We start from the raw sequence: 11,778 nt of genomic DNA on the forward strand, positions 1-11,778 counted from the left end.
ACCTGAGTCCCCTTGTGTTCTTGTGTAAGGCCCGTTATAGAAGCGTATACAATAGCAACAGCGACAATGGTCATAAGTTTGGAAAGTCTTCCCAAATCTTTCATAGGGGGATTTTCAAGGTTAACCCCTTGCGTTTTCATAGTTCTGAAAAGCCGTTCAATGTCCCATCTTTGTTTGTAGGCTTTTATCACCCGGTCTTTATCTTGAGCAAATGACAAGGTACGCATCTTTAATCTTTTTACCTACGGCCCCCCCCCTAGGATCATCCAGCATGTTACAGATGGCGGCTTTCGTCCGTATTTAGGTGAGTAAAAAAATCCTTCAAAGGCTTTTTAGAGGTGCCGAAGTTGGCCAATGGATTATCTTTTATACGGATAAAAAAGGGATCTTATGGTCACACAAATCAGTCACACAAATAAGTGATCCAATCTTTGCCCACAAATTCGCGATCAGCTGAAAAGGAGAGAATTTTATCGACCCCAAAGATTTCCTAAAATTGGTTTAATAAACTGATGCGTGCTTGGGGGTGCGAATTTTCCTGGTGATCAAGCATGCTCCAAAACAAAGAAAATGAAATCTTTCCAACTCTAACAGCTAGTACGAGGCAATTGAGGTAATTGATATTCTGCGTTCTAAACTTCCAATTGGTGCCATCGAGCATTAAATGCATTTTAGAAACTGGCTCCCAAATGCTTGATATCAAGGCTTTTGAGAAGAGTCCAGAATCAATTACTTGTCCTTTAAAAAAAACACCTGACGCGTTCAAGCTTGGATTTTATTGAAGGTGGAGCGTTCATCTTGTGGATCAGCGCAGGATGCTGAACCTTTCGCTGATCGATAAGTACGAAGGTTTTAAAAGTCTCTGCGCGGGAATTGTGAAAAGCTAATAGTTTTGTTATCTATTTATAAGGATGAGAGGTTCATTTGCATTAAACATTGTTGTTTATTTTTAATAAAATAGCCTGTCTTTCGGATCTTTTAAAGACCCTTCAAAAAAGTGAGGGGGAGTATGACTTTTTTCGAAAATCTAATGAATACGTCATACTTTAATTACTATAATTTATTATATTATCTATCCTGCTCCATTGTCATATTTTTTTTATGATGTTTTAGCTATAGTTTGCTTTATTTGCCTCCTTATTCTCCGGATCTCAATCCTGTTGAGAAAAAATAGGCCCAAGCAAAACATATAAGAAGAACATTACCTTACTCAATTGATCTCTTATTTCAATTCCTTCTCTCGCAATCTTTTTATACTGATTTAGCTATAATTTTCCATTAGATACATAATATTATCTTGGATTTTACTTTGTTTAATTTTCGAAGAGGTCTATTTAAGTTTTTCACATATTTTTGTTTAGATCTGATTCACTCTTAACTTATTTTAATATTTTCTATAGATAAGCCTTAAAGCTTCGAAAAAAATCTACAACATTCCACCCCCAGTCTGAAACAATTTCATAAGGACTACACGTTGAATTGTTGAATTCCCCTCTTAGAAAAAATTTTTAAAAATACTTGACTTCAGTTTTTACTTAAGGTAAATTTTGTTTTTTTAATTTTTTTGGAGATTTTTTCTGCTGGTATCCGATTTTTGATTTTTCTTTTAACGAGTAAGAAAAGAGTGGAAAAAAAAGATTGACAGATGCGCTGGGTTTTGTTTTAATATTATTAGGTCGGTATTTGAACTTCTGTATTAAAAAATTAGATAAAGGAACACATAGCACTATTACACTGTTTTGTATGTTTTTTAGAAATTGTTTTGAAGGATCTTAAAAATTTTAAGGGTGAAAATGTATGATATAGAAAAAATTGCGCTATAATCTCTAGTATAGGTAAAAAGATACAATAAAGCATTTGAAAGATTCATTTTCAAAGCAAATAAAAGTTTTTTTATAGATTAAATCTAAAAGATGTGTAGTTTTTTTATAAAAAAAATAAAAATTACTCTTTTAATATATGTTGTGAAAGTAGAGTAAGTAAATGATATTATTGAATGTTTTGGTACTAAAGAAGAAGTTTTTGTAGTCTTAGTGATTTCACCCGGGCTGCGGTAGCTATGGTAAAATGTTTTAGAATAGGCGTTATCCAAATTTATTATTTTTGTCTGAATCTTAGCCAGTGTAAAATGATCAAAGCAGTACATTATTAAGCGCGCATCGACTAAATTTACGCAGTTGGTAATAAATCTTGGACCATTTGATGTATTTAAAAATTTTCCTGTCCAAAATATAGTGTACAAAAAAAATTAAAAAGAACTTCAATACTTTAAGTTTATTTAAATTTAAACTAGCTTAAAATACTTTAAAAGATTTTTACTACGAAAAGGAGAACAATTTGAGTTTTCTAAAAGACGCGTTTGTCCCTGTTTTTGCTTCAGATAATATTTACGATGAGTGCCTTTGGTTATATGGGATAGAAGTTAGCATTTTAACCTTTTTTGACCAAGACCAAAATTTATTTTACAAAGTTTTTTGGCTGCTCGCCTATTTTAACGCTCCTAACACGATTACGAAACTCAAAAACTAAAATCTTTTTAAAGGAAGAACTCTATCCATGACCCCACCTTCAGTTTTATCAGCGATTCAAAAGTTTTTCACGTTTTTGACCTTCAAAGAAAAGCTCACGTGGCTTTGGATTGTGGCATTTGCATTAACAACATCAGCGTTAGAAGTAATTACCGCGTCCATCATCGTGATTTTTACACAAGTATTAAACACTCCAGAAACAGGATTAAAGTACTTGGCTAAAATAGGAATTAGGACTAATTCATCTCCAGGACGTATTGTTTTTACTTTAGCTGTGGTCGTTGGTGTAGTGTATTTGATCAAAAATCTTATAGCCACAGCGGAAGTATTTTTCCAAAATTTTTCTATACAAAAGATGAACTATAATTTCAAAGGTAAACTTCTTCATCGCTATTCAAGAACAGATTACGGTTTTTATTTAACGAGAAATTCTTCTCTAGGAACACGAGTAGTAGGGCACGATACTGAAATAATATTTTTAAGTGGAATGGTTGCCATCGCCATCATTTTATCGGAAGGTGTTATTTTCCTTTCTCTTATAGGTGTAATAATTTATATGAATCCTTCTTTAGCGTTCACGATATTGGGCATTGGCGTGGGGGTATCTGTGATAATTACTAAATGTGTGTTACCTTGGTTTTATCAATTTGGACAAAAGATTCAAGAAACATCTGTGTATGGCAATCAAAATCTTATTCAATTTTTTCATGCCTTCAAAGAAATTGTGCTTTTAGGGAAAGGAGAATTCTTTATTAACGCTTATCAAGTGTATTCCCTTAAAAAAGCAAAAATTCAAGCCATTCAATCATCACTGAATGTTTTGCCCCGTATAGTTATTGAGATTTTGTTTATGGGGGGATTTGTCGTAAGTATCGGAATTTTATGTTTAGATCAAGAAAGCCCTGTGCACATGCTTGGAATGCTTGGGGGGTATTTGTATGCTGGTTTTCGCTTGATGCCTGGGCTTAATCGAATCATCAATCAGCTTAACATTTTTAAATCCACGATTCCTTCCGTTGAGCGTGTTCATCAGGAATATATCATGATGGCTGCTAAAAAAAACTATGTTGACGTGCCTGAGTTTGAATTTGATCAAGATATTGAGATAAAAGATCTTTCATTTAGATATATCAATGCAGAAAAAAATGCGTTAAGCAGCATATTCTTAAAGATTAAAAAAGGTGAATTTATTGGAATCGTGGGAGGGACCGGCTCTGGAAAATCAACTCTCATAGATCTCATTCTTGGTCTTTTGTCTCCCCATCAAGGTTTCATTTTGGTAGATGAAAAGTATCCAGTAAATTCCTATCAATGGCATGGAAAGATCGGCTACGTACCGCAGAGTATTTATTTAACTGACGACACCATTGAAAAAAATATCGCTTTTGGTGAAACGGTAACAGATAAATTAAGATTAGATGCGGTAATTGATACGGCTCAGCTTCGTGATTTTATTGATAGTTTGCCAGAAAGAGAAAAGACTTTTGTTGGAGAGCATGGTATTCGCCTTTCTGGAGGAGAACGCCAACGTATTTCTATTGCTCGAGCACTTTACCATAGTCCAGAGGTGCTTATCTTTGATGAAGCCACTTCTGCGCTGGATAATGAAACAGAGGCTCGATTGATGGAAACCATCAATACTGTCAGCAAAGATCGAACCGTTATCATGATTGCTCATCGCTTAACAACTTTGAAAAATTGTAGTCGCATCGTAGTCATGGAGAAAGGAAAGATTAAAGAGGTTACCAAGTACGAAAAAATAGAAAATGTATTCAATGAGGTCCGTTGATGGTGATGAACTTTTCTGTTGTAGCCATTCAAGAAGGATCTATTCAAGAAAAGATAAAGAAGGATTACGCATGGATTGCATTCTGTAAAAAGCATTGCCTAGTCAATTCATTAGGAAAAATAGTTTTATTTTTTAAAACTCACCTTTTAAATTATTGGGACGTTTCAAGAAAAATTATTGAGGCGTTTCAAGAAAACTTAGAAAAGTCTTGCTTAAAACTTAGATCATATTGTTGCGATTTATACATCCATTGAACTTTATTTAAAAAACATAATGTCAAAAATTATTCAGGCTTACGCCAAAAGACATTGGGCGCATAAAATAACAGGACTACCCCTTATGAACATTTACAAACAGCGTATTTCCCGATGAAGACCCTTCACCTCATTTGTGCGGCACGTCCTAATTTTATGAAAATTGCTCCGCTTTATCGTGCACTTAAAAATGAAGCTTGGTGCATACCAGAAATTGTTCATGCGGGACAACACTATGAGTATAAAATGTCTCAAGCTTTTTTTGATGACTTTAGACTGCCACCTGCACACCATTATCTTGGGGGGGGAAGCAAAACCCATGCTGAGCAAACAGCTCAAACTATGATAGCCTATGAAAAGTTATGTTTAGAAAAAAGAAAACCTGATCTTGTTGTGGTCGTTGGAGATGTGAATGCAACATTAGCCTGTTCAATTTCTGCTAAGAAAATTCATTTACCTGTCGCACATTTAGAAGCTGGCCTCCGTAGTTTTGATCGTACTATGCCGGAAGAAATTAATCGTCTTGTAACTGATTCCATTTCTGATTATTTTTGGACTCCATCAAAAGATGCCGATGATAACTTAAAGAGAGAGGGGGTCCCTCTAGACCGAATTCGTATGGTTGGAAATATCATGATCGATACTTACTGTATGATGAAAGAAAAAATTGAAAGCTCTGAGAAATATAAAATTTTTGGCCTGAAAAAAAAAGAGTATATTGTTTTAACCCTTCATCGCCCCGTGAATGTGGACGTCAAAGAGAAATTGGAAGGCATTATCCATAAGGTAGGACAAATTGATTTGCCGATTATTTTTCCCGTGCATCCCCGAACGTATAAAAGTCTTAAAGCCATACACCCACTTCCTCAAAACTTGGCGTTATGCCCACCATTAGGGTATATAGATTTTATGAGTCTTGTTTCCAACTCAGCCTACGTCATATCTGATTCAGGAGGGATTCAAGAGGAAACAACATACCTTTCCATTCCTTGTTTTACGCTGAGAGACACAACTGAACGTCCAGTTACAGTTACTGTTGGTTCTAATCAATTGATTTCCGCTAATAATGTTTTAGAAAAAATAAAGCACCCCAAAACTGGAGCTATTCCGCCTTTATGGGATGGGAAAACGAGTGAACGTATTATTTCCTCAATAAAAGAAATTCTGGAATAAAAAATAATGGCTGCGCCGCTCTATTTAAAAATTACTCACCACATTCATCTAAGATTTTTACCGCAACATTTTCTTATTCTATCTTTCGATTGTATACTAAACAGAACATTACCACCTAGGTGTACATTTTAAGCTCCAAGACAAGGGATTTTCCCCAGTTTGCAGTACCAGAAAATCGTACGAAAAAGGAGGAAAGGTTTATCGCAAAATGTCATAAAACAAATGCTGAGTTTATAATTCAAAAGCCTAAAGATTTAAAATTTTTATATAAGAAAAAACTCGCACATTTTGAAAGTAAACACCCAACACTAATTAATATTTATGGAGATCCAAGCCATATTCACCATACTCCCCCTCACTTTTTTTCAGGTAGTTTAAAAGATCGCTGAAATCAAAGAGTAAGAGTTTATCTTTGATCCACCTGAGTCCCCTTGTGAAGTATGAATACAAAGATGAATAGAAAGGTGCTCTGACTGTTTTTTTGTAAGCACATTCTTGTGTAAGGGCCGTTATAAAAGCGTCTAAAATAGCAACAGCGACAATGGTAATAAGTTTGGAAAGTCTTCCCAAGGGGATTTTCAAGGTTAACCCTTTGCGTTTTCATAGTTCTGAACAGCCGTTCAATGTCCCATCTTTGTTTGTTTAGTACCCGGTCTTTATCTTGGGCAAATGACAAGGTACGCATCTTTAATCTTTTTACCTACGCCCCCCCTAGGATCATCCAGCATGTTTACAGATGGCGGCTTTCGTCCGTATTTAGGTGAGTAAAAAAATCCTTCAAAGGCTTTTTAGAGGTGCCGAAGTTGGCCAATTGATTATCTTTTATACGGATAAAAAAAGGGATCTTGTGGTCACACAAATAAGTCACACAAATAAGTCACACAAATAAGTCACACAAATAAGTGATACAATCTTTGCCCACAAATTCGTGATCAGCTGAAAAGGAGAGAATTTTATCGAACCCAAAGATTTCCTTAAATTGGTTTACTCCAAAACAAAGGAAATGCAATATTTTCAACTCTAACAGCTAGTACGAGGCAATTGATATTCTGCGTTCCAAACTTCCAATTGGTGCCATCGAGCATTAAATGCATTTTAGGAACTGGCTCCCAAATGCTTGATATCAAGGCTTTTGAGAAGAGTCCAGAATCAATTCCTTGTCCTTTTAAAAAAACGCCTGACGCGTTCAAGCTTGGATTTTATTGAAGGTGGAGGGTTCATCTTGTGGATCAGCGCAGGATGCTGAACATTTCGCTGATCGATCATACTAAGCACGAAAGTTTTAAAAGTCTCTGCGCTGGATGAGAGGTTAATTTGCATTAAACATTTTTGTTTATTTTTAATAAAATACCCTCTCTTTCGGATCTTTTAAAGACCCTTCAAAAAAGTGAGGGGGGGGGTATGCATATTCACGACAAACCAGATCATGGCTTTGCTGACGAAGATAGCTCAAAATACGAACTATAAGCAACTTTTAGAGATAACCTATGAAAACATACGCACTATTTGATGATTCTTTTTTTAAAATTAAACCTCGGTGGATACCTGAAAAGCTTTATCGCGTGGTATGCCAACGATCAAATCCACGATCAAAAGAATACATGATAAACCTTTTACACGAGAACTTTCCCGAAGCTGAACTTATCGAGTTGGAACAACTTCACTTTCCAGCAAAAATCATCTTATTATATCCTGATGCGACTGGTCTTGGATGGAGTAAGATCGAAACTAGGCTTAAAACTCAGACCCAAGACATTACAGTTTTAAATGGCAGAAAAAGAGTTTTTGAACTCACGCCATCTACTCGAAAAACACTTTTATTCCGTCGTTTTCTTGAAATGACGTTTTTACCAGAAATACTTTTAACACCTTTGATACTGTTCTATGGAATCTCCATAGCTATCAAGGATAAATTTAGGGGTTGCAAATCATGATTGATAATAAAAAAGACATTCAAAATTGGTGGGCCGAAAATCCAATGACGTATGGAGAAACCCATGGTCAGACGGCCTTTAAAGATGGTTCTTATGAAATGGGAACGCGTGAATTTTTTGATCGTATTGATCAAGAGTTCTACAGTTGGAATAAGCCCCTTCATAATAAAAGCCCCTTTGATAATCTCTTTCCTTATGAAAAATACGCCGAAAAAAAAGTTTTAGAGATAGGATGTGGGCTTGGGTGTATGCTCATGAATTGGGCTAAAAATGGTGCAAATTGCACAGGTGTTGACCTTAATCCAACTTCAATTGAGCAAACTAAGAGACGATTTGAACTGCATGATCTTAAGGCAGATATTCGTTTAGAAGATGCAAATCAGCTTCCTTTTGAAGATAGTTCCTTTGATTATGTGTGGTCGTGGGGTGTGCTTCATCACTCGCCTAATGTTGAGCTTTCCATCAAAGAACTTTTTCGTGTGCTCAAACCCGGTGGTGGGTTTGGTATTATGCTTTATAACCGCAAAAGCTTTTATCAATGGTACATGACAGATTATGTTGAGGGATTTTTACATAGAGAGTCAAAATTTCTCACACCATTAGAGCTAAATAGCCGTTACGGTGATGGGCATCGTGAAGAGGGAAACCCTCATACATGGCCTGTAACAAAAAAAGAAGGCCTTGAATTGTTAAGTCCATTTAGCAAGGATGCAGACGTTCGTGTTCTTGGAACAGACCTTGATTGTGTTTTAAACCTCATGACTCCTGGGGCAAGTGCTTTTATCCCTAAACCAATCATTAAAGCTCTTGCCCGTAGATGGGGGTGGAGCTTGTGGTTTCATGGCACAAAGAATGCATAGATTATGTGTGGTATAGCAGGAATTATTAGTTCGTTTGATCAAGCTCTAGGAAAAGAGCTTATTCAAAAAATGCTATCTGTGATCCAGCATCGTGGTCCTGATTCGAATGGATATTGGTCTCGTGATGGTTTTGCCTTTGGAATGCAGCGCCTTAGTATCATCGATATTGCAGGTGGTGATCAACCTATTTGGGATGAAGAGTCAGGTGTTGGTATCGTTTTTAATGGCGAAATTTATAATTTTAAAAAAATCAGAGCTTCATTAGAAATAAGTGGTATCCAATTTCATACCCACTGTGATACAGAAGTTATTTTGCAGCTTTATCTTCAAAAAGGAATTGACGCGATTCATGACTTTGAAGGAATGTTTGGGATCTGCCTTTATGACCCACGTATTCAAAAAGTTTTTCTGATTCGAGATCGATTAGGCGTTAAGCCTCTATACTATTATCACGATCAAAAAAATTTTGTTTTTGGAAGCGAAATAAAATCAATTCTGGAATTCCTACCGCAAACGCCTGAACTCAATAAACAATCTTTGTCGCATTATTTAACGCTACGCTATGTGCCATCCCCAGAGACGATTTGGGAGAATATTTATAAATTAGAGCCAGGACATTATTTAGAATATGATCTAACTGCTCATACATTTACGATTTCAAAATACTGGGAAGTTAAATTCCAGTCAGAAAAAGCCGTTAAAAACAGAAATTACGAAAAAGAATTCGAAACCTTTTTCTTAGAAGCCGTTGAAAAGCGCTTGCTCGCCTCGGATGTGCCGGTTGGGATTCTCTTAAGTGGTGGTCTTGATTCCAGTTGTGTTGCAGCGGCGGCTGTTGAATTAGGGCACAAAAATTTTCACACCTTTTCCATTGGATTTGAAGATGGCGGACAATTTAATGAACTGCCTTACGCAAAAAAAATGGCTGAGTACATTGGTTCAAACCATCATGAAGTTATTATTTCCCAAAACCAATTTACTGACTTTATTGACGAATTTGTTTGGTATGCGGACGAGCCGCTTGCAGATTTAGCATCTATTCCTCTTTATTTTGTCTCAAAATTAGCATCCAAACATGTAAAAGTTGTCCTTTCTGGTGAAGGGGCGGATGAGACATTAGCAGGATATAATTTAGATGTTCTTGCAAAGAAATTATCATATCTAAAGCTTTTAAATTTTCTGCCATCTTGTGTTTTGAAACGCTTACCTTTTGCAATCCTTCAAAATCTTTCAACTTCTGGTTATATAAGTTTCCTTAAGGAAAATGCCACGTATATGACCAATATTTTCTCTGAGGACGAAAAGAAAAAACTTTGCCTTTTCTCTGCACAAAAGTCTTCAAGAGAATACATCAAAGATCTCTATAGAAAAAGCCGATCAAGAGAACCTATTGACCAGCTCCAACAGGCTTATTGCCAAAGCTGGCTCGTTGAAGATTTGTTGATGAAGGCTGACAAAATGAGTATGGCAACATCTTTGGAATTACGTGTACCCTTTTTAGATCATAAACTTGTGGAATGGTGTGCAACACTTCCCTTGGAATGGAAGGTCGGATCTTTAGCTCGTAGATTTACAACGAAACGAATTTTAAGGTCTTTTGCAGAAAAAAGAATTCCAAAAGAGATTATTACTCGCCCTAAACAAGGGTTCCCTGTACCTGCCTATAAGTGGATTCAGTCAGATCTTTTCGATTTTGCAAAAGAAAACCTGGAGTCAAAATCTCTAGAAACTTTTTTTCACAAAGATGAATTAAGCTCTTTGTTGCAAAAGCTTAAAGATGGAGACTTACACATCGCTCATCAAGTATGGAGCCTCATTGTGTTAAGTAGATGGATAAATAAATGGAACGCTTAAATATTTTATTCTTAACATATTGTTATCCACCTCAAAAGTTTCCAAGGTCCGTACAAATCAGTCATCTGGTGCAGTATTTGCGCAAAGATTTCAATATTACCGTTGTGACATCAGAACCTGAAAATGAGGGTGATCCTTCTCTTTTAAGTTTTACTCCTCTTGATAACGTCGTTTATGCGCCAAAGTCAAATTTTACAAAAATTATTGAGCGCTCTAAAGGACACCGTATCAAAAAAGAGATTTTACCTGATTTTCAGTATCTATGGCATTTCGATCTTTTTAGAAAAGCACGCGTTTTAATTGACGATTCATCGCCTGATGTGATTATTACTTTTGGTCACCCCATGTCAACGCACATTGCAGGATTAAAGCTGAAACGGAAGTTTCCTCATATCAAATGGTTGGCTCATTTTAGTGACCCATGGGTAGATAATATTTTCAATGATTATAATGCTTGGACAAAATGGATAAATAAATACTACCAAGATAGTGTTTTAAAAAGTGCGGATCGTCTAATTTTTACGTCACAAGAAACCATTGATCTTGTGACAAAGTATTACTCAGAAGAAGTGCGCAAGAAATCCATTTGTTTGCCACATATCTTTAATCAAGCTTTATACTTTCATCAATCAGACCATACAAATGAAAAAATTATACTCCGTTATATCGGAAATTTTTATGGCAACAGGCAGCCTGACAGCTTTTTGAAAGCATTAAAGCTGCTATCCCACGAACAGCGCGCACAACTTCGTGTAGAGTTTATTGGCTCTGAGGCAAAGTCGATCAAAGATATAATTAATTTTTTTAAGCTAGAAGATACTGTTTTTACTTATCCTGCCGTAAGTTACATAAAATCTTTAGAACTCATGCATTCAGCTGATATTCTTCTTATCATTGATGCTCCTACAGAAAAAAGTCCATTTCTTCCGAGCAAGCTGATTGATTATATAGGTGCTAATAAACCTATTTTTGGAATTACCCCGCCTGGCACATCTCAAAAACTCATTGAGGAGATGGGTTTCCTTGTCGCTGATTCGAGAGATGTCTCAGATATCTCCAATAAGCTCATGCAAATGATTGAAAGTTTTTCTAAAAATAAGTCTAAAAAGGTTCCGTTAAATATTAGGGATAGGTATTCAATTTCTAATGTTGGAGAAAAAATGAAAGACGTTTTAGAAACCATCTAGAGACTATACTCATGCTGAATGAAATTGTTTAAAAGTTTAATTTTATGTGTTAATAATTTTTCTTATGCAAAGATTTCTGACAGAAGAAGATCGTGTTACGTTAAGAACCAACGCGTAGAGGATAGGATTAAGACAGTTTTGTTATCCAACAAAGGGTGGCGCTCGTCAAATTGCTAAGGCTCTTCTGATTGACGATCGT

Annotated in this window: 14 protein-coding genes; 8 read left to right on the top strand and 6 right to left on the bottom strand. The window is 35.9% G+C overall.

Annotation, left to right across the window (positions count from 1 at the left end; genetic code table 11):
* Positions 1-227 (bottom strand): transposase (locus HE1_RS04110; RefSeq protein WP_035545019.1); only part of this gene is annotated, 227 nt, incomplete at its 3' end.
* A gap of 263 nt (positions 228-490) precedes the next feature.
* Positions 491-766 (bottom strand): hypothetical protein, encoded by a 276-nt coding sequence (locus tag HE1_RS04115; RefSeq protein ID WP_035545023.1) that lies wholly within the window; start codon positions 764-766, stop codon positions 491-493.
* 1,790 nt (positions 767-2,556) lie between these two features.
* On the opposite strand from HE1_RS04115, the gene HE1_RS04130 reads away from it, so the two are divergent.
* From HE1_RS04130 to wecB, 3 genes are all read left to right on the top strand, one after another.
* Complete coding sequence (locus tag HE1_RS04130; RefSeq protein ID WP_035545028.1) at positions 2,557-4,317, top strand: ABC transporter ATP-binding protein; 1,761 nt, start codon at positions 2,557-2,559, stop codon at positions 4,315-4,317.
* On the top strand, positions 4,317-4,571 hold the full coding sequence (locus HE1_RS04135; RefSeq protein WP_035545031.1) for a hypothetical protein: 255 nt from the start codon (positions 4,317-4,319) through the stop codon (positions 4,569-4,571). Before HE1_RS04130 ends, HE1_RS04135 begins: the two co-directional genes overlap by 1 nt.
* Positions 4,572-4,685: 114 nt before the next feature.
* Entirely contained in the window at positions 4,686-5,744 is a 1,059-nt protein-coding gene (gene wecB / locus HE1_RS04140; RefSeq protein WP_035545033.1) for a non-hydrolyzing UDP-N-acetylglucosamine 2-epimerase, read from the top strand.
* A gap of 312 nt (positions 5,745-6,056) precedes the next feature.
* On the opposite strand, the gene HE1_RS08985 is transcribed toward wecB, so the two are convergent.
* The 4 genes from HE1_RS08985 to HE1_RS08995 form a co-directional block, all read right to left on the bottom strand.
* Positions 6,057-6,326: a hypothetical protein gene (locus HE1_RS08985; protein WP_162531253.1), complete on the bottom strand. Its 270-nt coding sequence runs from the start codon at positions 6,324-6,326 to the stop codon at positions 6,057-6,059.
* 148 nt (positions 6,327-6,474) lie between these two features.
* Positions 6,475-6,612: a hypothetical protein gene (locus tag HE1_RS08990; RefSeq protein WP_162531254.1), complete on the bottom strand. Its 138-nt coding sequence runs from the start codon at positions 6,610-6,612 to the stop codon at positions 6,475-6,477.
* 106 nt (positions 6,613-6,718) lie between these two features.
* Positions 6,719-6,934: a hypothetical protein gene (locus HE1_RS04150; protein ID WP_035545040.1), complete on the bottom strand. Its 216-nt coding sequence runs from the start codon at positions 6,932-6,934 to the stop codon at positions 6,719-6,721.
* A complete protein-coding gene (locus tag HE1_RS08995; RefSeq protein WP_162531255.1) occupies positions 6,894-7,064 on the bottom strand; it encodes a hypothetical protein in 171 nt (56 codons plus the stop codon). The genes HE1_RS04150 and HE1_RS08995 overlap by 41 nt, the downstream gene beginning before the upstream one ends.
* Before the next feature lie 167 nt (positions 7,065-7,231).
* Between HE1_RS08995 and HE1_RS04155 the strand changes: the two genes are divergently transcribed.
* From HE1_RS04155 to HE1_RS09000, 5 genes are read left to right on the top strand one after another with little or no spacing between them, the layout of a single operon-like run.
* Positions 7,232-7,678, top strand: a complete 447-nt coding sequence (locus HE1_RS04155) for a hypothetical protein (RefSeq protein ID WP_035545041.1) — start codon at positions 7,232-7,234, stop codon at positions 7,676-7,678.
* The gene (locus HE1_RS04160; RefSeq protein WP_035545044.1) at positions 7,675-8,538 is read left to right on the top strand and encodes a class I SAM-dependent methyltransferase; all 864 of its coding nucleotides are present in this window, start codon (positions 7,675-7,677) and stop codon (positions 8,536-8,538) included. Before HE1_RS04155 ends, HE1_RS04160 begins: the two co-directional genes overlap by 4 nt.
* A 3-nt stretch (positions 8,539-8,541) precedes the next feature.
* Entirely contained in the window at positions 8,542-10,392 is a 1,851-nt protein-coding gene (gene asnB / locus HE1_RS04165) for an asparagine synthase (glutamine-hydrolyzing) (RefSeq protein ID WP_035545046.1), read from the top strand.
* The gene (locus HE1_RS04170; RefSeq protein WP_084491024.1) at positions 10,380-11,579 is read left to right on the top strand and encodes a glycosyltransferase; all 1,200 of its coding nucleotides are present in this window, start codon (positions 10,380-10,382) and stop codon (positions 11,577-11,579) included. Before asnB ends, HE1_RS04170 begins: the two co-directional genes overlap by 13 nt.
* An 18-nt stretch (positions 11,580-11,597) precedes the next feature.
* Entirely contained in the window at positions 11,598-11,756 is a 159-nt protein-coding gene (locus HE1_RS09000; protein WP_162531256.1) for a hypothetical protein, read from the top strand.
* Positions 11,757-11,778 lie beyond the last annotated feature (22 nt).

The organism is Holospora elegans E1 (genome assembly GCF_000648275.1).
Taxonomy (GTDB): Bacteria; Pseudomonadota; Alphaproteobacteria; order Holosporales; family Holosporaceae; genus Holospora; species Holospora undulata_A.

Coding starts and splice junctions, on each gene's coding strand:
- HE1_RS04130 (WP_035545028.1), top strand. CDS start 2,557: ATGACCCCACCTTCAGTTTTATCAGCGATTCAAAAGTTTTTCACGTTT.
- HE1_RS04135 (WP_035545031.1), top strand. CDS start 4,317: ATGGTGATGAACTTTTCTGTTGTAGCCATTCAAGAAGGATCTATTCAA.
- wecB (WP_035545033.1), top strand. CDS start 4,686: ATGAAGACCCTTCACCTCATTTGTGCGGCACGTCCTAATTTTATGAAA.
- HE1_RS08995 (WP_162531255.1), bottom strand. CDS start 7,064: ATGCAAATTAACCTCTCATCCAGCGCAGAGACTTTTAAAACTTTCGTG.
- HE1_RS04155 (WP_035545041.1), top strand. CDS start 7,232: ATGAAAACATACGCACTATTTGATGATTCTTTTTTTAAAATTAAACCT.
- HE1_RS04160 (WP_035545044.1), top strand. CDS start 7,675: ATGATTGATAATAAAAAAGACATTCAAAATTGGTGGGCCGAAAATCCA.
- asnB (WP_035545046.1), top strand. CDS start 8,542: ATGTGTGGTATAGCAGGAATTATTAGTTCGTTTGATCAAGCTCTAGGA.
- HE1_RS04170 (WP_084491024.1), top strand. CDS start 10,380: ATGGAACGCTTAAATATTTTATTCTTAACATATTGTTATCCACCTCAA.
- HE1_RS09000 (WP_162531256.1), top strand. CDS start 11,598: ATGAAATTGTTTAAAAGTTTAATTTTATGTGTTAATAATTTTTCTTAT.